General features: G+C 75.3%; 3 protein-coding genes and 1 pseudogene. 2 read left to right on the forward strand and 2 right to left on the reverse strand.

The window, feature by feature from the left end; translation table 11 throughout:
- The first annotated feature begins 156 nt into the window (after positions 1-156).
- A complete protein-coding gene (locus tag ADK64_RS08910) occupies positions 157-2,943 on the forward strand; it encodes an AAA family ATPase (protein ID WP_078992562.1) in 2,787 nt (928 codons plus the stop codon).
- Positions 2,944-3,015: 72 nt separating this feature from the next.
- Positions 3,016-3,503: pseudogene (locus tag ADK64_RS42640) on the forward strand (FAD-dependent oxidoreductase); the annotation flags it as partial.
- Between the two features lie 80 nt (positions 3,504-3,583).
- On the opposite strand, the gene ADK64_RS08925 reads toward ADK64_RS42640, so the two are convergent.
- On the reverse strand, positions 3,584-14,080 hold the full coding sequence (locus ADK64_RS08925; protein ID WP_053656828.1) for a type I polyketide synthase: 10,497 nt from the start codon (positions 14,078-14,080) through the stop codon (positions 3,584-3,586).
- A 90-nt stretch (positions 14,081-14,170) separates the two neighbouring features.
- The gene (locus ADK64_RS08930; protein ID WP_053656830.1) at positions 14,171-24,883 is read right to left on the reverse strand and encodes a type I polyketide synthase; all 10,713 of its coding nucleotides are present in this window, start codon (positions 24,881-24,883) and stop codon (positions 14,171-14,173) included.
- Between the last annotated feature and the right edge of the window lie 12 nt (positions 24,884-24,895).

The raw sequence follows: 24,895 nt of genomic DNA on the forward strand, positions 1-24,895 counted from the left end.
TCCCGTAAAGAATCGCTCGCCAAAGGATCGGAACGGTGCGGCGCGCCGTCTTTGCAGGGGGGCCGTCGCACCCACAGACTCGCGCACACCGCCACCTCGTCACATGGAAAACGGGGCGCGAGGTCATTCCACAAATGAATCCAGGGGGGACCCACGATGCAGCTTTTCGGTCGTTCGCGAGAACTACAGGTTCTGAGCGAGGCGTTCACCGACAGCGCACGGGGACATGGCCGGCTCGTGATCGTCACGGGCGGCCCCGGATCCGGCAAGACCCAGCTGATGCACGAATTCCTCACCACGTTGAACAGCACCGACGCCCGCGTACTGACCGGTACGACTTGGTCGTCCGAGCAGGAACAGCCGATGAGTCTCGTAAGGCAATTACTGCGCAACGCCGAGGCGGAGTGCGCGACATCACACGACGCCCCGCCCGTGCTGAACTCCGCGGCGGACGGCCGCCGCCCCGGGGGTCACGGGCACCATGCCTGCCACGCGTCCCCGGGAGACGCGACGGCCGAGAAACTGCTGCGCCTCACCGACGATCAGCGCCCTCTGGTCGTCGCCGTGGACGACGCCCATGCCATGGACCAGGCCTCGTTGCATACGATCGTCCGCCTGCTGCGCCGCAGCCGCTCCCGGCGGGTGCTCGTGGTGTGTGCCACTTCAGGACACTTCGGCGAGATACGCTCGCCCGCGCACACGGAACTCCTGCGCCAGCCGCACCGGCGGGTCCGCCTGGCCCCGCTGTCGGAGGCGAGCGTCGGCGACCTGCTCGCCGCCCACGCCGGACGGACCCTGCCGGGGAACCTCCACGACGCCTACCACCGGGCCACCGCGGGCAGCCCGCTTCTGCTGCACGCCCTGCTGGACGACAGCACCCGCCTCGGCCCCGAGATCGGCCGGCCCGTCGCCGGCGCCGCCTACCGCCAGGCCGTGCTGTCGCTGCTGCACCGCGGCGAAACGGGTCATGTCGCTGTGGCCCGGGCACTGGCCGCGCTCGGCGCCCTGGCCGGGACCGTACCCGTCGGAGAGCTGACCGGGACCACCCCGGACGGCACGCAGGCAGCCGTCGACGCCCTCAACTCCTCCGGTCTGCTGGACGGTTACGCCTTCCGGCATCCGACCGCGGCCGCGACGGTCCTGGAGGACATGGACGCCGCCGAACGCATCGGGCTGCACAACCGGATCGCCCACCTGCTGTATCGTTCCGGCGCGCCCGCCGTCGAGGTGGCCCGTCACCTCTACCTGGCGGACCTCGTCCCGGCGGGCTGGGGTGCGGGAATCCTGCGGGCCGCCGCGGAACAGGCGCTGTCCGCGGACGATGTCGAGCGGTGCACCGACTACCTCGGCCTGGTCCTGCGCGACTGCACCGACGACGCGGAACGCCACGCCCTGTCGGTGGCCCTCGCGCGCGCGGAGTGGCGGACCAACCCGGCGGCCGCCGGACCCCACCTGGAACCGCTGCGCGAGGCCGCGCTCGACGGCGACCTGAACATGCGGGACACCGCCACCGTCCTGCGCCACATGCTGTGGCAGGGCGACACCGAACTGGCCGCCCAGGCCGTGGCCAGCATCGTCCACCCGCAGTCCGCCACCGACGCCCAGATCGTCGCCGAGGTGGAATTCGTCCGGCAGTGGTTCTACGGCGTGGCGCTGCCGGGCAAGGGCGCCCCGGTCGCCGGCCCGGCCCCGCGCCGTCGCCCCGTGCACACCGACACCGGCGGACTGGCCGCCCGGGTGGCGGCGCTCATCGGCGGCGAGGCCACCGACGAGTCGGCGGCGGCCGTCGCCCAGGCCCTCCAGGGACACCAACTGGACCATCTCAACCTCGAGTTGGTGGCGATGTCGCTCCTGGCCGTCGCCCACTCGGACCGGCCCGCCATCGCCGCCGAGGCCTGCGACGCGCTGCTGGGGTGCGCGGTGGAGCGCCGCGCGACGACCTGGCAGGCCCTGCTCGGCAGCATCCGGGCGGAAATCGCCCTGCTCCAGGGGGACGTGACCGCCGCCTCGCAGGGCGCGCTGGCCGCTCTCGGCACCCTGCGCGCCCAGAGCTGGGGGGTGCTCATCGGGCTCCCGCTGTCGACGGCGATCGCCGCACACACCGCCATGGGCTCCTACGCCGAGGCCGAGGAACTGCTCGGTCACGATGTGCCCGAGCCGATGTTCCGCACCGTGTTCGGCATCCAGTACCTGCGGGCCCGCGGCCACCACTACCTCGCCACCGACCGGCCGTTCGCGGCACTCAACGACTTCGAGACCTGCGGGCGGCTGCTGCGGGAAGGCAACCCCAGTCTGCAGAAGGGCATCCCCTGGCGGTCCGACCTGGCCCTGGCCAATCTGCGGATCGGCAAGGCCCGCACGGCCCGGGAATGGGCCGAGGAGCAGCTGCGGCTGCCCGGAGGCCACAGTTCCCGGGCCCGGGCCATGGCGCTGCGCCTGCTGGCCGCCACCTGCAAACCGCACCGCCGGGCCTCGCTGCTTCGCGAGTCGATCGACCTGCTCAAGACCTGCGGTGACCGGTACGCGCTGGCCCAGGCATACGCCGACCTGTCCGCGGCGCACTACGAACTGGGCGAGTACGCCCGGGCCCGGCTGGTGGCGCGGCGGGCGGCGGCGGAGGCCGAAGCCTGCCACATCGAGTCGCCGGTCGACGCGCACCTGCTGGAGGACCCGGTGCGTCCCGAGAGCTCCGAGCCCGAGGACGGCCCCGCCATCCTGAGCGACGCGGAGTGCCGGGTCGCCGGGCTGGCCGCGCTCGGGTACACCAACCGCGAGATCAGCGGCCGTCTCCACGTCACCATCAGCACGGTGGAGCAGCACCTCACCCGGGTCTACCGCAAGCTCCAGGTGGCCAGCCGTTCGGAGCTGCCGTCGAAGATGCTGGAGCACCGCATCCCGAAGCTGTCGGACCGCTGGGCCAGCACGCATTCGTCCGCGGGCTGAGCGGACCGGGCGCCCCGGCCTCCGGGGAACTTGAGCGCGGCCCCACCGGTGGTGTCACCGTGGGGGCCGCGCGACGGCGCGTGGTCACGGGTGAGGCCGCTGCTCTGCGACGCCACACCCGAGTACGCCGGCCTGTCGTTCGTCGAGACCTGCTTGTTCGACGGCGACACCCGCCACCCCGCCGCGGCGAAAGCGGTCGGCGACGGGGCGCTGATGGCGCTCGCCCCGGGGAAGGGGATACAGGCCCACCGCCGCACCCTTCCCACGGAGCACCGGTGGGATCGGGTGCCGGGGGTGACCTGCTCGGCGACGCCGCGCATCTGATGGTCCCGTCCGGCAAGGGCGCCAACCTGGCCATGTACGACGGCGCCGAACTCGGCAGGGCCATCGCCGCGCACCGCGGTGACGCCGCGGCCGCACTCACCGCACACGAGGAAGCCATGTTCCCCCGCAGCGCCGCGGAGGCCGTCGAAGCCGACCGCCTCCGCACGCTCATGTTCGGTGACGGCACACCCCACGGACTGCTCGGCATGCTCACCGGGCACGAACAGACCCGATGAGCCACCCGTCCGGTGTTCCTCGGTCCTCGGACCTGGGAGGGCCCGGTCGCCCGGGCCCTGCGCCGGCCACACGGACCTGACTAGCTGAAGCTGCCGAGTTCGTCGTCCAGGATGCCGAAGAGCTCGTCCGCCGTGGCCCTCTCCAGCCCCTGGTCGCCGCCGGGCTGCCCGTTCCCGTTCTCCCTCCACTGCCCGGTGCCGTCCCACCGCGCGCTCAGCGTGCGCAGCCGGGCGGCCACCCGGGCACGCTGCTCCTCGTCGTACGCGGCCGAGTCCAGCGCGGCGCCCAACACCGCCTCCAGGCGCACCACTTCGGCCTCGATGTCCACGAGGTCCCCGGAGGTGTCCACGCCCAGTTCCTCGACGAGGTGCCGGGCGAGGGCGTCGGAGGTCGGGTAGTCGAAGGTGAGGGTGGTCGACAACCTGAGGCCGGTGTCGGCGCTGAGCCGGTTGCGCAGTTCCAGCGCCGCCAGCGAGTCCACGCCGAGATCGCCCAGGGAGCGCTCGGGGTCGACGGCGCTGCCGGAGCCGTGTCCGAGGACGTCGGCGACATGCCCGCACACCGTGTCCACCAGCAGTTGCAGGGCGTCGGCACCACTCAGCCGGGCCAGCCGCTGCGGCAGCGCCTCGACGGACGCCGGCGCCTCGGTGACCGCGCGCGCGGTGCGTCGTACGGCCGTCGGGGCGAGGCCCCGTACCAGGGCCGGGGCGTCGTCCGTGACCTGGACACGGACCGGGAGCAGCAGGGCCCGGTCGGCGGCCGGGGAGTCGGCGGCGGTCAGCGCACGGTCGAAGAGGGCCAGTGCGCGGTCGGCGGGCAGCGGCAGGATGCCGTCGCGGGCCAGCCGGCGCAGCTCGGTCTCGCCGAGCCCGGACGCCATGCCCTCCCCCGTGTCCCACAGCCCCCAGCCGAGCGAGAGAGCCGGCAGCCCCTCGGTTCGGCGCCGCGCGGCCAGGGCGTCCAGGAAGGCGTTCCCCGCGGCGTAGTTGGCCTGGCCCGCCGCGCCCAGGGTGCCGGCGGCGGAGGAGAACAGGACGAACGCGGTGAGGCCGAGGCCACGGGTCAGCTCGTGCAGGTGCCAGGCGGCGTCGGTCTTGGGCCGCATCACCGCCTCGAGCCGCTCGGGGCTGAGGTCGGTGAGCAGCCCGTCGTCCAGGACGCCCGCGGCGTGCACCACGGCGGTCAGCGGGTGCTCGGCCGGCACGGATGCCAGCAGTGCGCCGAGCGCGGCCCGGTCGGTGACGTCGCAGGCGGCCACGGTCACCGTCGCGCCCAGGGCGGCCAGGTCGTCCAGGGCGCCGGGCTCGGGCAGGCGCCCGGCGCGGCCGGCCAGCAGCAGATGGCGTACGCCGTGCCGGGTGACCAGGTGCCGGGCGAGCAGCCGGCCGAGGCTGCCGGTGCCACCGGTGACGAGGACGGTGCCGTCCGGGTCGAGAGCGCCCGCCCCGGCCGTCTCCTCCTCGCCGATCCTGGCCAGTTCCGGTACGTACACCGTGCCCGCCCGCAGGGCGAGTTCGGGTGCGCCGGTGGCGACGGCGGCCGGCAGGACGGCGGCCGAGGCGGGGTCGCCGTCGGTGTCGACGAGCACGAACCGGCTGGGGTACTCGACGGCGGCCGCCCGCACCATGCCCCAGATCACGGCCTGTACCGGGTCGGGCACGCCGTCGGCGTCGACGGCTGCGGCGGACCTGGTCAGCACCACCTGCGGCGCGCCGTCCGGCGCGTCGGCGAGGTGCCGGCGCAGTGCGGTGAGGGCTGCTACGGCGGTCCGGCGGGCCAGGATCGGCAGCTCGGCGCCGGGGTCGCTGTCCGCGGTCACGGTGAGGGTGCGGGGCGTGGGCGCGGAGCCGTCGGCGGTGACCGGCAGCGCGGTCCAGCCCACCCGGAACAGGTCACCGGGCGCGGGAGTGGCCGCGTTCAGCTGCTCGGCGGTGACCTGGCGGACGCGCAGCGAGGTCACCTCGGCGACGGGTGCCCCCGCGCCGTCGTACAGGCGCAGGGTCATGTGGTCGGTGCCGTGCGGGGTCAGGCGCAGTCGCACCGCGGTGGCACCGGTGGCGAACAGGGTGACGCCCTCCCAGGAGAAGGGCAGGGTCATCACGGTCGGGTCCTGGCCGTCGAGCAGGTCGATGGCGTGCAGGGTGGAGTCGAGCAGCGCCGGGTGCAGTCCGAAGCCGTCGGCCGCGTCGGCGTCGGGCAGGGCGAGTTCGGCGCAGACCTCCTCACCGAGCCGCCAGGCACCACGCAGGCAGCGGAACAACGGCCCGTAGTGGTAGCCCTGTTCGGCGAGGTGGTCGTAGGTGCCGGTGACGTCCACGGGTACGGCGCCGGCGGGCGGCCAGGCGGTCTCGGCGGCCGGTTCGGGTGCGGTGCGCGGGGCGAGGACGCCGGCGGCGTGCCGGGTCCACTCGCCGTCCGCGCCCTCCGGGCGGGCGTGCACGGTGAGCTGGCGGCGGCCGTCGCCGTCGGGGGCCGCGGCGGCCACCTGAAGGTGAACGGCGCCGTGCTCGGGCAGGACCAGGGGGCGTTCCAGGGTGAGTTCCTCCACCCGCGGGCAGTGCGTGCGGTCGCCGGCCTGGACGGCCAGTTCGACGAAGGCGCTGCCCGGGACGAGGACGACGCCCGCCACGGCGTGGTCGGCGAGCCACGGGTGGGTGACCAGCGACAGCCGGCCGGTCAGGGCCACCCGGTCGTCACCGGCCAGCTCCAGGGCGGCGCCGAGCATCGGGTGCCCGGCCGGTGCCTGGCCCAGACCGCCCGCGTCACCGGCCGCGCCGGGCGCGTCGTCCAGCCACAGCCGCCGGCGCTGGAAGGCGTAGGTCGGCAGGTCGGTGCGGCGGGCGTCGGTGCCGGCGAACGCCCGCTGCCAGTCGACGGACAGGCCGCGCACGTGGGCGGTGCCGAGCAGGGCCGCGAAGGTCTGTTCCTCGTCGCGGTCGCGGCGCAGCGCCGGGACGAACGCCGACCGTTCGGCGTCGGCGACGGCGTGCGCGCCCATGGCCGACAGGACGGCGTCGGGGCCGAGTTCGAGGAAGGTCCGCACTCCGTCGGCCTCCAGCGTGCGGACGCCGTCGCCGAAGCGGACGGCCTCACGGACGTGCCGGACCCAGTACTCGGGGTCGCACAGCTCGTCCTCGCCGGCGCGCGCTCCGGTCACGTTGGAGACGACGGGAATCTTCGGCGGCGCGTACCGCAGTTCTCGGGCGGTCTTCTCGAACTCCGCCAGCATCGGGTCCATCAGCGGGGAGTGGAAGGCGTGGCTGACCCGCAGCCGCTTGGTGCGGCGGTCGGAGAAGGCCTCGGCGACGGCGTCCACCGCGGCCTCGGTGCCGGAGACGACCACGGCGCGGGGCCCGTTGACCGCGGCGACGGACACCTCGGGTCCGAGGTGGGGCAGCACCTCGGCCTCGGTGGCGTCGACGGCGAGCATCGCGCCCCCGGTGGGCAGCGCCTGCATCAGCCGGCCGCGCGCGGCGACCAGCCGGGCGGCGTCCGCCAGGTCCCAGACTCCGGCGACGTGCGCGGCCGTGAGTTCGCCGATGGAGTGGCCGGCCAGCCAGTCCGGGCGGACGCCGTGGGACTCCAGCAGCCGGCTGAGGGCCACTTCCACGGCGAACAGCGCGCTCTGCGTGTACTGGGTGTGGTCCAGCAGGCCGGCCTCCTCGGTGCCCGGCTCGGCCCACATCACGTCCCGCAGCGGGCGGTCGAGGTGGGCGTCGAGCGCCTGGCAGACCTCGTCGAGGGCCTCCCGGAAGGCGGGGTGGGCTGCGTACATCTCACGACCCATGCCCACGCGCTGGGCGCCCTGTCCGGTGAAGAGGAAGGCGGCCTTGCCGCCCGCGGACCGGCCCCGGACCACGGTGTCGGCGGCGGTGCCGTCGGCCAGCGCGGTGAGTCCGGCCAGGAGTTCGTCCCGGTCACGGGCGACGACCGCGCCCCGGTGGGTGAGCGCGGCGCGGCCGGTGGCCAGGGAGCGGGCGAGGTCGGGCAGGGACCGGTCGGCGACCGCGCGCAGCCGTGCGGCCTGGGCGGCCAGTGCCTCGGGGGTGGCGCCGGAGAGCACGAGGGGCAGCAGCGGGGCCGGTGCCGGTTCCGTCCCGGGTACGCGCTCTTCGGCCGGTGCCTCCTCGATGATCGTGTGCACGTTGGTACCGCTGATGCCGAAGGAGGACACACCGGCCCGGCGCGGGCGGTCCGTCGCCGGCCAGGCCTGTTCCTCGGTCAGCAGGCGCACGTTGCCGGCGTCCCAGTCGACCTTCGTGGACGGCGCGTCCACGTGCAGGGTCCTCGGCAGCACGCCCTCGCGCATCGCCATCACCATCTTGATGACGCCCGCGACACCGGCAGCGGCCTGGGTGTGCCCGATGTTGGACTTGACCGACCCCAGCCACAGCGGCACGGCACGCTCTTGGCCGTATGTGGCGAGAAGCGCCTGCGCCTCGATCGGGTCGCCCAGCGTCGTACCCGTACCGTGCGCCTCCACCGCGTCCACGTCCGCGGCGGACAGACCGGCCGCCGCGAGTGCCTGCCGGATCACCCGCTGCTGCGAGGGACCGTTCGGCGCCGTCAGCCCGTTGGACGCACCGTCCTGGTTGACGGCGGAACCCCGCCCGTTGGCCCGCGCGTCCGACAACCGCTCCAGGACGAGCATGCCGGCGCCCTCGGACAGGGCCGTGCCGTCCGCGCCGTCGGCGAAGGACTTGGCGTGACCGTCGTCGGCGAGGTTGCGCTGCCTGCTGAAGTCCACGAACGTGTCGACGGTCGACATCACGGACACACCGCCGGCCAGCGCGAGGCCGCACTCGCCCTGGCGCAGGGCCTGGGTAGCCAGGTGCAACGCCACCAGGGACGACGAGCACGCCGTGTCGACGGTGAGGGTCGGGCCCTCCAGGCCCAGGGCGTAGGCGACCCGGCCGGAGGCCACGCTGCCGAGGCTGCCGTTGCCGAGGTAGTCGCGCACGGACTCGGGGACGTGGTGCAACCGGCTGCCGTAGTCGTGGTACATGACGCCCGCGAAGACGCCGGTACGGCTGCCGCGCACGGAGTGCGGGTCGATACCGGCCCGCTCCAGCGCCTCCCAGGACGTCTCCAGGAGCAGCCGTTGCTGCGGGTCCATGGCCAGGGCCTCGCGCGGGCCGATGCCGAAGAAGTCGGGGTCGAAGTCGGCGGCGTCGTACAGGAATCCGCCCGCCCGGGTGCTGCAGTGTCCGGCCTTGCCCGGCTCCGGGTCGTACAGGGCGGCCAGGTCCCAGCCCCGGTCGGCGGGGAACGCGCCGATGCCGTCCGCGCCGTCGGCCAGCAGCCCCCACAGTTCCTCGGGCGTGCTGACGTCGCCGGGGTAGCGGCAGGCCATGGCGATGATGGCGACCGGCTCGTCCGCGTCCCTGACTTCCCGCACCGCGACCTCGGCGGCGGTCTCGGCCTGTGCGCCGAAGAGTTCCGTCCTCAGGTACCCCACGAGTGCCCCCGTGTCGGGGTAGTCGAAGACGAGGGTGGCGGGCAGGCGCAGGCCGACCGCGTTGCCGAGGCGGTTGCGCAGTTCCACGGCGGTCAGCGAGTCGAAGCCCACTTCGCGGAACGAGCGGCGCGGATCGAGCGTCATGTCACTGCCGTGCCCGAGTACGGCGGCCACGTGGGTGCGGACCAACTCCAGCAGCGCCGCCTCGCGTTCGGCGGGGCCGAGGGCGGCCAGCCGGTCGGCGAGGGACGAGGCGTCGTTGCGGGAGGCCGCGGTGCGGCGGGTGCGTGCGGGCACCAGCGCGCGCAGCACGGCCGGGACCTCGGTGGCGCGGCGCAGGACGGCCAGGTCCAGGCCGACCGGGAGCAGCAGCGGCTCCTCGGCGGCCAGAGCGGCGTCGAGCAGGCGCAGGCCCTCCTCGGTGGGGAGGGGACGGACCCCGGCGCGCGTCATGCGTTCTACGTCGGTGTCGGTGAGGTGGGCGGTCAGTCCGGTGCGCTGCTCCCAGAAGCCCCAGGCCAGCGAGTGCGCGGGCAGGCCGTGGTGCCTGCGGTGGGCGGCCAGCGCGTCGAGGAAGGCGTTGGCGGCGGCGTAGCCGGACTGCCCGGCGCCGTCGACCGTGCCGGCGGCGGAGGAGAACAGCACGAACGCGGCGAGGTCGAGGTCGCGGGTCAGCTCGTGCAGATGCCAGGCGGCGTCGGCCTTGGGGCGCAGTACGGCGTCCAGGCGCTCGGGCGTCTGGTCGGTCACGAGTCCGTCGTCGAGGACGCCGGCGAGGTGGATCACGGCAGTCAGCGGGTGGGCGGACGGCAACTCCGCGATGAGCCGGGCCAGTTGCTCACGCTCGGCGGCGTCGCAGCGGGCCACGACGATCTCCGCGTCCAGGTCGGCGAAGTCCTCGGCCGCGGTGCCGCTGCGCCCGGCCAGCACCAGGCGGCGCACTCCGTGCCCGGCGACCAGGTGCCGGGCGACCAGGGCGCCGAGGACGCCGGTGCCGCCGGTGATGAGCACGGTGCCGTCCGGGTCGAAGGCCGGCGCCTGCCCTCGCGGGGTGGCGCGGCCGAGCCGGGGCACACGCACCGCGCCGTCGCGCAGCGCGAGTTGGGGCTCACCGCTCGCCTCGGCGGCGGCCACCGCGGCGGCCACGTCGTCGCCGGCGCGGTCCACGAGGACGAACCGTCCGGGGTGCTCGCCCTGCGCGGCCCGCACCAGGCCCCACACGGCGGCGCCCGCCAGGTCGGTGACGTCCTGCGAGCCCACCGCCACAGCGCCCTCGGTGAGCACCAACAGCCGTGCCGCTGCGGTGCGTTCGTCGGCCAGCCAGTCCTGTACGGCGGCCAGGACCCGCTCGCTCGCCCGGCGGGAGCCGGTGACCGGGTCGTCGTCTCCGGCCGGCAGCACCACCCACGCGGGCACCGAGTCCAGCGCGGCCAGGCCTCGTTCGTCGAGGACGGCGTACTCGGGCGCGGGCGCGTCGGGCACGGGCAGCGCCGGCCAGTCCAGGCGGTACAGGTCGTCCGTGCGCGTGGTCAACGCGAGCGCGGCCGGGTCGACGGGCCGGGAGACCAGCGCCTCGACCTCGGCGACCGGGTCGCCCGTGGGATCGGCGAGCTGGAGGGAGAGCGTCTCGCCGCCGTGCAGCCGGACCCGCAGGGCGGTGGCTCCGGCCGCGTGGAGCGAGACCCCGGTCCAGGCGAAGGGCAGCCGGGCGCTGTCCTGGCCGTCGGTGCCGTCGCTGCCGAGGCCGTCGGCGTGCAGGGCGGCGTCGAACAGGGCCGGGTGCAGGGCGAAACCCTCCGCGTCGACGGGCAGTTCGACCTCGGCGAAGGTCTCGTCGCCGCGCCGCCACACCGCGCGCAGTCCCTGGAAGGCGGGCCCGTAGTCGTAGCCGAGGCCGGCCAGGTGGGCGTAGGCGTCCTCGACGGGGACGGGCTCGGCGCCCTGCGGCGGCCAGGCCGTGAGGTCGAAGGCGGGCGCGGTGGTCTGCGGGGCGAGCAGGCCGGCGGCGTGCTGGGTCCAGGCGGTGTCGTCGGCGCCCTCGGGGCGGGAGCGGACGGTCAGCGCGCGGTGCCCGGAGTCGTCGGCGGCGGCCACCTGCAGTTGCAGCTGGAGCGCGCCCCGGTCGGGCAGGATCAGCGGTGCCTGGAGGGTGAGTTCGGCGAGGTGCCCGCACCCGAGGTCGTGGCCGGCGCCGAGCGCCAGCTCGACGAGGGCGGTGCCGGGCAGCAGGGTGGTGCCGGACACGGCGTGGTCGGCCAGCCAGGGTGCGGCCGTGGTGGAGAGGCGACCGGTGAAGAGGGTGCCGCCCTCGGCGAGCGGGACGGCGGCGCCCAGCAGCGGATGGCCGGTGGTCTGCAGTCCGGCGGCGGTGACGTCGCCGGTGCCGGTGGAGCGGCCGAGCCAGTAGCGCTCGCGCTGGAAGGCGTAGGTGGGCAGGTCGGCGGAGCGTACCGGCATGCCGCTGAACACGGCCGGCCAGGCGACGGACACACCGGCGACGAAGGCCTCGCCCAGGGCGGCCAGGACGCGCTCGGGGCCGCCGTTGTCGCGCTGCAGCGAGCCGAGGCCGGTGATGTCGGCGCCCGCGGCGTCGGCGGTCTCCTCGATGCTGTGCAGCAGCACGGGATGCGGGCTGCATTCGACGAACACGCCGTACCCGGCGTCGAGCAGGGTGCGCGTGGTCGGCTCGAACAGCACGCTCTGCCGCAGGTTGGTGTACCAGTAGCCGGCGTCCAGGCCGGTGGTGTCGATCCGGGCGCCGGTGACGGTGGAGTAGAACGGCACCTCGGCGGGCCGGGCCCTGACGCCCGCAAGGTCGGCGAGCAGTTGCTCGCGGATCGACTCGACGTGCGCGGAGTGCGAGGCGTAGTCCACCGGGAGCCGCTTGGCCCGGTCGCCGTCGGCCACGATCGTCTCGCGGAGTTCGTCGAGGGCGTCGGCGTCGCCGGACAGCACCACGGAGGCGGCGCCGTTGACGGCGGCGACCGCGATACGGCCGTCGTAGCGGGCGACGAGCTCGCGCACCCGGGCCTCGGGCAGGGCCACCGACATCATGCCGCCGCGGCCGGAGAGTTCACGGGCGATCGCCTGGCTGCGCAGGGCCACGACGCGGGCGCCGTCGACGAGGGAGAGCGCGCCGGCCACACAGGCGGCGGCGATCTCGCCCTGGGAGTGGCCGACGACCGCGGCGGGCCGGACACCGTGGGCGCGCCACACCTCGGCGAGCGACACCATGATCGCCCACAGCACGGGCTGGACGACGTCCACCAGCTCCAGCGGCTGTCGCGCCCGTACGGTCTCGATGAGGTCCCAGTCGGTGACGGGCGCGAGGGCTGCGGCGCAGTCGGCCATGGTGGCGGCGAACACCGGTGAGGTGTCGAGCAGATCGGCGGCCATGCCGGCCCACTGCGAGCCCTGGCCGGGGAAGACGAAGACGATCCGGGACTCCCCCGCCGGCCGGCCGCGCACCGCGTTCGGCGCGGTGCCGCCCTCGGCGAGTGCGGTCAGGCCCGCGGTGAGGGCGGGCAGGTCGGTGCCGGTGACGACCGCCCGCTCGGCCAGCGCGGCGCGCCCGGTGGCGAGCGTGTGGGCGATGTCGGGGACGGGGTCGGTGCCGGTGGTGAGGTGGTCGAGGAGGAGGCGGGCCTGGGCGGCGAGGCCCTGGTCGTCCTTGCCGGACAGCACCAGAGGGAGGGGGCCGGTCCAGGAGGGCTCCTCCGCGCGGGCCTCTGCCTCGGGAGCGGCCTCGACGATGACGTGGGCGTTGGTGCCGCTGATCCCGAAGGACGAGACGGCGGCGCGGCGGGGCTCGCCCGCCTCTGTCGGCCAGTCGCGGGCCTCGCTGAGCAGTTCGACGGCGCCGGCCTCCCAGTCGACCTGGGAGGTGGGGCGTTCGGCGTACAGGGTCTTGGGCAGTCGGCCGTGCCGCATGGCCATCACCATCTTGATGACGCCGGCGACACCGGCGGCGGCCTGGGTGTGCCCGATGTTGGACTTGACCGACCCCAGCCACAAGGGCACCTCACGGTCCTGGCCGTAGGTGGCCAGCAGGGCCTGTGCCTCGATCGGGTCGCCGAGCGGGGTGCCGGTGCCGTGCGCCTCGACGGCGTGCACCTGGCGGGGTTCCAGGCGGGCGTTGGCGAGGGCGGCGCGGATGACGCGCTGCTGGGAGGGGCCGTTGGGGGCGGTGAGGCCGTTGGAGGCGCCGTCCTGGTTGACGGCGGTGCCGCGCACCACGGCCAGCACGCGGTGTCCGTTGCGCCGGGCGTCGGAGAGCCGTTCCAGCAGGATCAGGCCGGCGCCCTCGCCCCAGCCGGTGCCGTCCGCGCCCTCGGCGAAGGACTTGCAGCGGCCGTCCTCGGCGAGGCCCCGCTGGCGGGAGAAGTCGATGAAGGTGTCGGGGGTGGACATCACGGTCACACCGCCCGCGAGGGCCAGGCCGCACTCGCCGGTGCGCAGCGCCTGCACGGCGAGGTGGAGGGCGACGAGCGAGGAGGAGCAGGCGGTGTCGACGGTGACGGCGGGCCCTTCCAGGCCGAGGAGGTAGGAGACGCGGCCGGAGGCGACGCTGCCCAGGTTGCCGTTGCCGAGGTAGCCTTCGACGCCCTCCGGCACGTCGGTGAGCCAGCTGCCGTAGTCGTGGTACATGACGCCCGCGTAGATGCCGGTACGGCTGCCGCGCAGGGTGTGCGGGTCGATGCCGGCGCGTTCGAACGTCTCCCAGGCGGTCTCCAGCAGCAGTCGCTGCTGCGGGTCCATGGCGATGGCCTCGCGCGGGCTGATGCCGAAGAAGCCGGGGTCGAACTGCGGCGCGTCGTAGAGGAAGCCGCCCTCGCGCACATGGGTCTTGCCGGGGGCGTCCGGATCGGGGTCGTAGATGCCCTCGACGTCCCAGCCGCGGTCCGCGGGGAAGTCGCCCACGGCGTCGGTGCCCGCGTCGACCAGGTGCCACAGCTGTTCGGGCGTGCTGACGCCGCCGGGGTAGCGGCAGCTCATGGCGACGATCGCGACGGGCTCCTGCGCCGCCTCGGTGATCTGGGCGTTCTGCTGGCGCAGCCGCTCGTTCTCGAGCAATGACTCGCGCAGCGCCTCGACGATCTGCTCGACGGATGTGTCCACGGTCGGTGTCGCTCCCTGCTGGCTCGGCGGCGCTGGTGACGGGGTGGCCCGGGGCCGGACGCGGCGCGTCGTCCGGCCCCGGGACGGGGTTCAGTGGGTGCTGCTGCGGTCGAGAGCGGCACGCACCAGGTCGGCCACGGCCATGGACTTGATGTCCAGAGCCGGGTCGGCGGGGGCGGGCTCGGCGCCCGGCTCGGACAGCTTCAGCAGACTGTCGAGGAGACCGGCTTCCCGGATGCGGGCGACGGGGATGCGGGAGATCAGCGCCCGCACCTCGTCCTCACCGTGCTGCTCCGCACCGGGCTCGGGTTCCTCGGTGTCCGGCAGGAGCCGTTCCAGGAGGTGGCCGGCGAGCGCCGCCGGGGTGGCGTAATCGAAGATCAGCGTGGACGGCAGGCGCAGTCCGCTGACGGTGTTGAGCCGGTTGCGCAGTTCGACGGCGGCGAGCGAGTCGAAGCCCAGCTCGGTGAAGGCGCGACGCGGCTCCACGGCGGCGGGACCGGCGTGGCCGAGGACGGCGGCGACCTCGGTGCGGACCGCTTCCAGCACGGTGTGCTCGTGGTCGGCGGCCGGCAGTTCGGCCAGCCGCTCGCCCAGGGTGCGGGCCCGGTCGTCGCGCTCGGTGCGGACGGCGACGCCGGCCAGGGTGCGCAGTACGGCCGGTACGTCGTCGCCGCGTCGGCGCAGGGCCGCGGTGTCCAGCCGTACGGGCACCAGGGCGGGGCTGCCGGCGGCCACGGCGGCGTCGAACAGCTGGAGCCCCTCGTCCGGTTCGAGCGCGCCGATGCCGGAGCGTTCGATGCGCTGGACCTCGGCCGCGTCGAGGGCGGCGCCCATGCCGCCGCCGGACCACAGCCCCCAGGCGAGGGCCGTGGCGGGCAGACCGAGGGAGGCGCGGTGCGCGGCCAGGGCGTCGAGGAAGACGTTGGCGGCGGCGTAGTTGCCCTGGCCGGAGGCGTCGATGGTGCCCGCGGCCGAGGAGAACAGCACGAAGTGCGACAACTCCCGCTCCCGGGTCAGTTCGTGCAGGTGCCAGGCGGCGTCCGCCTTGGGCCGCAGCACGGTGTCCAGCCGCTTCGGGGTCAGCGAGGCGACCAGGCCGTCGTCCAGGACGCCCGCGGTGTGCACGACGCTGTCGACGGGGTGCGCGGCGAGCAGGGCGGCGAGTGCGGCGCGGTCGGACACGTCGCAGGCGACGATCTCGGCCTCGGCTCCCCGCCGCATGAGATCCACCTGCAGTTGAGCGGAGCCGGGTGCCCCGGGTCCACGGCGGCTCGTGAGCACCAGGCGGGTCACACCGTGCCGCTCGACCAGGTGGCGGGCGACCAGGGCGCCGAGTCCGCCGGTGCCGCCGGTGACGAGGACCGTGCCCCACGGGCGCTCGGGCCCGGCGGATCCGGGCTCCTCGGAGCGGACCAGGCGCGGGGCGTGCGCCCGGCCGTCCTGCCAGCGCACCTCCGGCTCCCCGGAGTCGAGCAGGGCGGCCAGCGCGGAACGGTCCGGTACGGGGCCCTCGGACCCGGCCCGCGTGACGAGGAGGATGCGGCCGGGGTCCTCGGCCTGTGCGGCCCGCACGAGCCCGTGGACGGCGGCGTCGGCGAGGCTGCCTCCGCCGAGGACGACGAGCGCCGAGTCGGCGTACCGGTCGTCGGCCGACCACGCCCGCAGGGTCTCCAGGGTGCGGCCCAGCGCGGCCCGTACGGCACCGGGCAGTTCCTCGCCCTCGGCGCGCGGGGCGGTGACCGGCAGGATCACCACGTCGGGCACGGTGGCGCCGAGCGCGTCCAGGTCGGCGTACGGCGGGGCGCCGAGGCCCAGGTCGTCGGCGCCGAGGACAGCCCAGGTACGGCGGTCGGGGCGGCCGGCGGCCTCGGGCAGCGGTTCGTGGGTGACGGCGTACAGGTGGCGCTGCTGCCGGGCGAGCCGGTCGGCGGTGACGGGGCGGGTGACGTACGACTCGACGGTGGCCAGCGGCCGGCCCTCGGTGTCGGTCAGTTCGATGCGGGTGCCGTCGGGCCCGGGGGCGACGCGGACCCGTGCGGTGCGGGAGCCCTGGGCGTGCAGGCTGACTCCGGTCCAGGCGAAGGGCAGGGCGATGCCCTCGCTGTGCTCGGCCGCGTCGTCCAGCAGGGACGTGACGTGCAGGGCGGAGTCCAGCAGCGCCGGGTGCAGGGCGTGCCGGGCGGCGTCCTGCCGTGTGTCTGCGGGCAGTTCGAGTTCGGCGAGGAGGGTGTCGCCGTGCCGCCAGGCGGCCTGTACGCCGCGGAAGACGGGGCCGTAGTCGTAGCCCTCGGCGTGCAGGCGCGGGTACAGATCCGTGACGTCGAGCGGGGTGGCACCGGGCGGCGGCCAGGCGCCGGGCGCGGCCGGGGGCGCGGTGGCGGGGCCGGTGAGGGTGCCGGTGGCGTGCCGCGTCCAGCCCTCGTCCGCCGGGGCGTTCTCGGCGCGTGAGTGGATCTCGAGGGTGCCGTCGGGGCCGGCGGCGACCTGGAGGCGTACGGCGGTGTCCGCGGGCAGCACCAGCGGGGCCTGGAGGGTCAGCTCCTCCACGACGGGACGTCCGGTGAGGTGTCCGGCGTGCAGGGCGAGGTCGACCAGGGCGGCACCGGGGACCAGGACCGTGCCCAGCACGGCGTGTTCGGCGAGGACCGGGTGGGTGGCGGTGGAGATCCGGCCGGTGAGCAGCAGACCGGCGTCGCCGGGCAGGTCCAGGCGGGCGCTGACCAGCGGATGGTCGACGGCGGCCAGGCCGTGCCCGGCGGCGTCACCGGCGCTGACCGCGGAGGTGGGCAGCCAGTACCGGTGGCGGTCGAAGGCGTAGGTGGGCAGGTCGACACAGCGTCCCTGGTACGTGTCGTACAGCACCGCCCAGTCGACGTCCGAGCCTCGCGCGTGGACCGCGGCCAACGCGCCGAGCAGGCCCGGCAGTTGAGCGGTGTCCTTGCGGGCGGTGGAGACGAAGGCGGTGTCCTCGGCGTCCGGCAGGCAGTCGGGGCCCATGGCCGTGAGCACGGGCGCGGCACCGAGTTCGAGGAAGGTGTCGGCGCCCTTCGCGGCCAGGGTGGTGACGGCGTCGGCGAAGCGTACGGTCTCCCGCACGTGCCGTACCCAGTAGTCGGCGGAGCCGAGTTCGGCGGCGGTGGCGGGGGCGCCGGTGAGGGTGGAGACGATGGGCACGGTCGGTTCCGTCGCCACGATGCCCGTCATGACCTCCCGGAACGCGGCCAGCATGGGTTCCATGCGGGGCGAGTGGAAGGCGTGCGACACGCGCAGCCTGCGGGTGGTCGTGACGTGCGCGGCGACCTCGGTGACGGCGTCCTCGTCGCCGGAGACGACCACGGCACGCGGGCCGTTGACGGCGGCGATCCCGCACCGCCGCCCGTCCACCAGCGCTGCGACCTCCTCCTCCGACGCCTGTAGGGCGATCATCGCGCCGCCCTCGGGCAGTGCCTGCATGAGCCGGCCGCGGGCGGCGACCGCGCTCACGGCGTCCTGCAGCGACCAGACTCCCGCGACGTGCGCGGCGGCGAACTCGCCCACGGAGTGGCCGGCCAGCCAGTCGGGGCGCAGCCCGAAGGCCTCCAGCTGCCGGTAGAGGGCGACCTGCGTGGTGAAGAGCGCGGCCTGGGTGTAGGCGGTCTGCTCCAGCGTCTGGGCGTCGTCGCCGAACACGACCTCGGCGAGGGGGCGTTCGAGGTGCTTGTCGAAGAGCGCGGCGGCCCGGTCGAAGTGCTCGGCGTAGAGGGGGAAGGCGTCGTACCAGTCGCGGCCCATGCCGGGTCGCTGGGCGCCCTGACCGGAGAACAGGTAGGCCAGGGTGCCGTCGGTGGCGGAGCCGGTGACGAGCAGGCCCGGTGCGTCGGTGCCGCGGGCCAGGGCGTCCAGCGCGGTGGCGGCCTGGTCGTCGCCGGTCGCGAGGAGTACGGCGCGGTGGGGGTGGGTGCCGCGGGTGGTGGCGAGGGCGAGGCCGAGGTCGGCGGGGGCGGTGCCGGTCAGCTCCAGCAGGCGCCGGGCCTGGCCGCGCAGCGCCTCGGGCGAGCGGGCGGAGAGGGGGAGGGCGAGCACCGGCGGGGCGGTGGCGGGGTCGGCCTGCGAAGACTCGGGCTCGATGAACTCCTCGAGGATCACATGGGCGTTGGTGCCGCTGATCCCGAACGAGGACACACCGGCGCGGCGCGGCCGGCCCGGCGTCTGCCAGGGGCGCTGCTCGGTGAGCAGTGCCACGGCGCCGGCGCTCCAGTCGACCTGGTGGGAGGGCGCGTCGACGTGCAGGGTCTTGGGCAGCACCGCGTTGCGCATCGCCATGACCATTTTGATGATGCCGGCGACCCCGGCGGCGGCCTGGGTGTGCCCCATGTTGGATTTGACGGAGCCGAGCCACAGCGGGCTGTCCTCGGTGTGCTCGGTGCCGTAGGTGGCGAGCAGCGCCTGTGCCTCGATCGGGTCGCCCAGCGTCGTGCCCGTGCCGTGCGCCTCGACGGCGTCGACGTCGGCGGGGGCGAGCCCGGCTGCGGCCAGCGCGGCACGGATGACCCGCTGCTGGGAGGGGCCGTTGGGGGCGGTCAGGCCGTTGGAGGCGCCGTCGGAGTTGACGGCGGAGCCGCGGACGACGGCCAGCACCCGATGGCCGTTGCGGCGTGCGTCCGACAGCCGCTCCACGACGATCATGCCGGCGCCCTCGCCCCAGCCGGTGCCGTCGGCCGCGGCGGCGAAGGACTTGCAGCGGCCGTCGGCGGCCAGCCCGCGCTGCCGGGCGAAGTCGACGAAGGTATCCGGCGTCGACATGACGGTGACGCCGCCGACCAGGGCGAGATCGCACTCGCCCTGCCGCAGCGCCTGGGCCGCCAGATGGAGGGTGACCAGCGAGGAGGAGCAGGCGGTGTCGACGGTGACGGCCGGCCCCTCCAGGCCGAGGGCGTAGGCGACCCGGCCGGAGACGACGCTGCCGAGGCTGCCGTTGCCGAGGTAGGCGGCGAGGTCCTCGGGCACCTCGGCCAGCCAGGTGCCGTAGTCGTGGTACATGACGCCCGCGAACACTCCGGTGCGGGAGCCGCGCAGCCGGTGCGGATCGATGGCGGAGCGCTCCAGCGCCTCCCAGGAGACCTCCAGCAGAAGCCGCTGCTGCGGGTCCATGGCGGTGGCCTCTCGGGGGCTGATGCCGAAGAAGCCGGCGTCGAACTCGGCCGCGTCGTAGAGGAAGGCGCCCTCGCGGGTGTAGGTGCGGCCGGGGGTGCCCGGCTCCGGGTCGTACAGGGCGTCGGTGTCCCAGCCGCGGTCCGCCGGGAAGCCGCCGACCGCGTCGACGCCGTCGGCGACGAGCCGCCACAGGTCCTCAGGGGAGCGGACGTCGCCGGGGTAGCGGCAGCTCATGCCGACGATGACGATCGGGTCGTCGTCGTCCGTCGCGGAGCGGATGCCGGGTGCGGAGGTCTCCTGCGGACCGGTGCCGAAGAGCGTGTCGCGGATGTGGCCGGCGAGGGCGCGGGAGGTGGGGTGGTCGAAGACGAGGGTGGCGGGCAGCCGCAGCCCGGTGGTCGCGTTGAGCCGGTTGCGCAGCTCCACGGCGGCCAGTGAGTCGAAGCCGAGGTCGGTGAAGGCGCGGCCGGGGTCGATGGCGGACGGCCCGTCGTGCCGGAGCACGGAGGCCACTTCGGTGCGCACCAGGTCCAGCAGGGCGCGGTCGCGGTCGGCGGCGGGCAGCGCGGTGAGCTGCGCGTCCGCCGTCACCGTGGTGGTGGTGCCCGCCGTGGCCCGGCGGGCGGCCGGGCGGACGAGGGTGGTCAGCAGCGGGGGTATGCCGTCGGGGCGGCGGCGTACGGCGGTGGCGTCGATCTCCACGGGCACCAGGTGGGGTGCGCGGGAGCGGACGGCCGCGTCGAACAGCTCCAGGGAGCGGGTCGCGGACAGGCCGGGGACGCCGTAGCCCGCGATGCGTTCCAGGGCCGTGGCGTCGAGGGCGGCGCCCATGCCGCTGTCGGTGGCCCACAGGCCCCAGGCGAGCGCGGTGGCCGGCAGGCCGAGGGCGGCGCGGTGCTCGGCGAGGGCGTCGAGGTAGGCGTTGGCGGCGGCGTAGTTGCCCTGGCCGGGGCCGTCGAGGACGGCGGCGAGGGAGGAGAACAGCACGAAGTGGGCGAGGTCGCGGTCCCGGGTCAGGTCGTGCAGGTGCCAGGCGCCCAGCGCCTTGGCGTGCAGGACCTCGTCCACCATCGCGTCGGTGAGGCTGTCCACGACGCCGTCGCGGACGGTGCCGGCGGCGTGCACGACGGAGTCGACGGGGTGCTCGTCGAGCAGGCGGCGCAGTGCCTCGCGGTCGCCCACGTCGCAGGCGGCCACGGTCACCTCGGCGCCGAGCGCGGTGAGTTCGGCGTGCAGTTCGGGTGCCCTGCCGCGGCGCCCGGCGAGGACCAGACGGCGTACGCCGTGGGTGCGGACGAGGTGCCGGGCGAGCAGTGCGCCGAGGCCGCCGGTGCCGCCGGTGACGAGGACGGTGCCCCAGTCCGCGGCGGGTTCTTCCCCGGCGGGCTCCGCGGTCAGCCGCGGCACCGTGAACCGGCCGTCCGCGAGGGCGAGTTCGGGCTCGCCGGTGGCGAGGATCCGGCACAGGTCGGCGTCGGAGGGCAGCGTCTCGTGCTCGACGAGGACGTAACGGCCGGGGTTCTCGGCCTGGGCGGAGCGCACGAGGCCGCGGACGGCCGCGTGGGCGGGGCTGGCGGGCGGGGTGACGACGACGAGCCGGGTGCCGGCGAGCCGCTCGTCCGCCTGCCAGGTGCGCAGCAGCCCCAGTACGTGGTGGACGTGGGCGCGTGCCGCGTCGGCGTCGGCGCCCGCCGGACCGGGCACCCGGTGCACGACGGCGTCCGGGGCGGGGCCGTCGAGGAGGGCGTCCACGGAGTCCGCGAGCACGGCGGTGCGCAGGGGTGCGTTGGTCGCCGGTCGAGGGTACGGCGACCACCGCACGCTGTACAGCACCTCGTCCGTCGCTACGGGGCGGGAGGTCAGGGCCGCGATGTCGGCCACCGGGGCGCCGGTTGCGTCGGCGAGGTGCAGGGCGATGGTGTCCGCGCCGGCCCGGGTGATCCTCACGCGGAGGGCCGGGGCGCCGGTGGCGTGCAGGGTGACGCCGGTCCAGGCGAACGGCACCAGCACCTCGGGGCGCGGCGGGCTGTCGAGGTCGGCGGCGTGCAGCGCGGCGTCGAGCAGCGCCGGGTGCAGGCCGAAGCCGGCCGCGTCGGCGGCGGCTTCCTCGGGCAGGGCGACCTCGGCGTAGACGTCGTCGCCGTGCCGCCAGGCGGCACGCAGCCCCTGGAAGGCGGGGCCGTACCCGTAGCCCTGGTCGGCGAGGTCCGCGTACACGCCCGCGGTGTCGATGGGCTCGGCGCCCCGCGGCGGCCAGACGCTCAGGTCGGCCGGGGCAACGGGGGCGGTGACGGTGAGGACACCCGCGGCGTGCTGGGTCCAGGGGGCCGCCTCGTCGGCGCGGGTGTGGATGGTGACGGCGCGGCGGCCGGCGTCGTCGGGTTCGCCGACGGCGACCTGGACGGCGACGTCCGCGTCGGCGCGCAGCACGAGCGGGGCGCCGAGGGTCAGCTCCTCCAGGGCGGTCGCGCCGGCGTGGTCCCCGGCACGCAGGGCGAGTTCGACGAAGGCGGTGCCGGGGAACAGCACCTGTCCGGCGATGACGTGGTCGGCCAGCCACGGCTGGGTACGGGTGGACAGCCGGCCGGTGAGCACGACGCCCTCGGCGCCGACGGCGACCACGGCCGCGAGCAGCGGGTGGCCGGCGGGAAGCTGGCCGAGGCCCGTGGCGTCGGTGGCGGTGCTCTGTTCCAGCCAGAAGCGGCGCCGCTGGAAGGGGTAGCGGGGCACGTCGACGCGGTGGCCGCCCAGGGAGGCGAAGTGCCGCTCCCAGTCGACGGGGACGCCCCGGGCGTGGGCGGCGGCGAGCGCGGCGACGGCCTCGCGTGCCTCGGGCCACTGGCGCCGCAGTACCGGCAGGAAGGCGGTGTCGGGTACGTCGGTGCAGTCCGGGCCCATGGCGGACAGCACCGCGTCGGGGCCGATCTCCAGGAACGTCCGTACCCCGGCGTCGGCGAGGGCGCGGACGGCGTCGTGGAAGCGGACCCGGGCGCGGACGTGTTCCACCCAGTACTCGGGGTCGGACAGCTCGTCGGTGACGGGTCCGCCGGTGACGGTCGAGACGACCGGCAGCGTCGGCTCGGCGTAGTCCAGGACGTGGGCGATGCGCCGGAACTCGGCCAGCATCGGTTCCATCAGCGGCGAGTGGAAGGCGTGGCTGACCCGAAGGCGCTTGGTGTCGTGGCCGCGCGCGGCGAGTTCGGCGGCGATGCGCTCCACCTCCGTCGCGTCGCCGGAGACCACGACGGCGGCGGGTCCGTTGACGGCGGCGATGCCGGTGCCGGGCGTGAGCAGCGGCGTGACCTCGTCCTCGGTGGCGCGTACGGCGACCATGGCGCCGCCCTCGGGCAGTTGCTGCATGAGCCGGCCGCGGGCGGCGGTCAGGATCGTGGCGTCCTGGAGGGTCAGTACGCCGGCCACGTGCGCGGCGGCTATCTCACCGACGGAGTGCCCGGCGAGCTGGTCCGGGGTCAGGCCCCAGCTCTCCAGGAGCCGGTAGAGGGCGACTTCCACGGCGAACAGGGCGGGCTGCGCGTACTCGGTACGGTGCAGCAGCCCGTCCTCCCCGGTGCCCGGCTCGGCGAACAGCACGTCCTTCAGCGGCCGGGCGAGCTGGAGGTCGAAGTGGGCGCAGATGTCGTCCAGGGCCTCGGCGAACACCGGGTAGGCGGCGGCGAGTTCGCGGCCCATGCCGATGCGCTGGCTGCCCTGCCCGGTGAAGAGGAAACCGAGTTCGCCGTCGGCGCGGCCGGCCCAGGGCGCGGTGCCGGAGGCCAACTCGTCGAGAGCCGCGCGCAGTTCGGCGCGGTCGGCGGCGACGAGCACGGCACGGTCGGGCAGGGCGGCCCGGGTGGTGGCCAGCGAGCGGGCGAGGTCCAGCGGCTCCGTCTCGTCCACCAGGGGCAGCAGGTCGGCGGCGCGGGCCCGCAGGGCGGCCGCGCCGCGGGCGGACAGGGCGAAGGGCAGGGGTGTCCCGGCGGGAAGGGCCGGCCGGCCGTTCGTCACGGCCTCCGACTCCGGTTCGGGTGCCGGCTGTTCCAGGATGACGTGCGCGTTGGTCCCGCTGACCCCGAACGACGACACGCCCGCGCGCCGGGCGCGGCCGGTCTCGGGCCACGCGCGCTGCTCGGTGACGAGTTCGACGGACCCCGCGGACCAGTTGACGGCCGGGGTGGGTGCGTCGATGTGCAGCGTCGCCGGTATCCGCCCGTGCTCCATGGCGAGGATCGTCTTGATCACGCCGGCGACACCGGCGGCGGCCTGGGTGTGCCCGAGGTTGGACTTGACGGAGCCGAGCAGCAGCGGGGCGTCGGCGTGACGGCCCTGGCCGTAGGTGGCGAGCAGCGCGGTCGCCTCGATCGGGTCGCCGAGCCGGGTGCCGGTGCCGTGTGCCTCGACCACGTCGACGTCGGCGGAGGTGAGCCCGGAGTCGGCGAGCGCCCGGCGGATCAGCCGCTGCTGGGAGGTGCCGTTGGGTGCGGTCAGACCGTTGGAGGCGCCGTCCTGGTTGACGGCGGAGCCGCGGACGACGGCGAGCACGCGGTGCCCGTGGCGGCGGGCGTCGCTGAGCCGCTCCAGGACGAGGACGCCGACGCCCTCGGCGAATCCGGTGCCGTCCGCCGTGGCGGAGAAGGCCTTGCACCGGCCGTCGGGCGCGAGGCCCCGCTGCCGGCTGAAGGCGGTGAACACACCGGGTCCGCCCATGACGGCGACGCCGCCCGCGAGTGCGAGCGAGGACTCGCCCTGGCGCAGCGAGCGGCACGCCAGGTGGAGGGCGACCAGGGAGGCGGAGCAGGCGGTGTCGACGGTGACCGCCGGCCCTTCCGCGCCCAGCACGTAGGCGACACGGCCGGAGATGACGCTGGAGGCGTTCCCGGCGAGCAGGTAGGCGTCGAGCCCGTCCGGGGCGTCGTGCAGGCGTGGCCCGTACTCCTGTACCTCGGCGCCGAAGAACATGCCGGCCGGGGTGCCGCGCAGCGCCGTGGGGTCGATGCCGGCGTCCTCCAGTGCCTGCCAGGAGGTCTCCAGGACGAGCCGCTGCTGCGGGTCCATGCCGAGCGCCTCACGCGGGCTGATGCCGAAGAACTCAGCGTCGAACTCGGTGGCGGTGTCGAGGAATCCGCCGCTGCGGACGTAGGAGCTGCCGGGTGTCTCGGGGTCCTCGTCGTAGAGGGCGTCGAGGTCCCAGCCGCGGTCCTGCGGGAAGCCCGACAGCACCTCGCCGCCCTCGCTCAGCAGCCGCCACAGGTCGGCGGGCGAGGAGATGCCGCCGGGGAAGCGGCAGCCGATGCCGACGACGGCGACGGGTTCGTCGGCGGTGCCGTCACCGGCCGGCTCGGTGGGGTCGTCCGCCGTGCCGTGGACCTCGGCGAGCAGCCGGGCGGCCAGGTCGTGGACGGTCGGGCAGTCGTAGGCGAGGGCGACCGGCAGCTCCAGGCCCGTCCGCTCGGCCAGCCGCCGGTGCAGGTCGACCGCGGCGAGCGAGTCGAGTCCCTGCGCGGCGAACGGGGCGGACGGGTCGAGCGAGTCCACGGTGCCCGGCCGGGCCGCCTCGATCGCCTCGGTCACGGCCGTGCGCACCAGTTCGGTCACCAGCCTGCGGTGCTGGGACGGTACGGCGGTGGCGAGCCGTCGTGCCAGAGCTGAGTCGGATCCGGGCCCGTTCATCCACGCATCTCC

The organism is Streptomyces sp. MMG1121 (assembly GCF_001280015.1).
GTDB lineage: Bacteria > Actinomycetota > Actinomycetes > Streptomycetales > Streptomycetaceae > Streptomyces.

Excerpts from the sequence above, each read along its gene's own strand:
- ADK64_RS08910 (WP_078992562.1), top strand. The coding sequence starts at position 157 with ATGCAGCTTTTCGGTCGTTCGCGAGAACTACAGGTTCTGAGCGAGGCG.
- ADK64_RS08930 (WP_053656830.1), bottom strand. The coding sequence starts at position 24,883 with ATGAACGGGCCCGGATCCGACTCAGCTCTGGCACGACGGCTCGCCACC.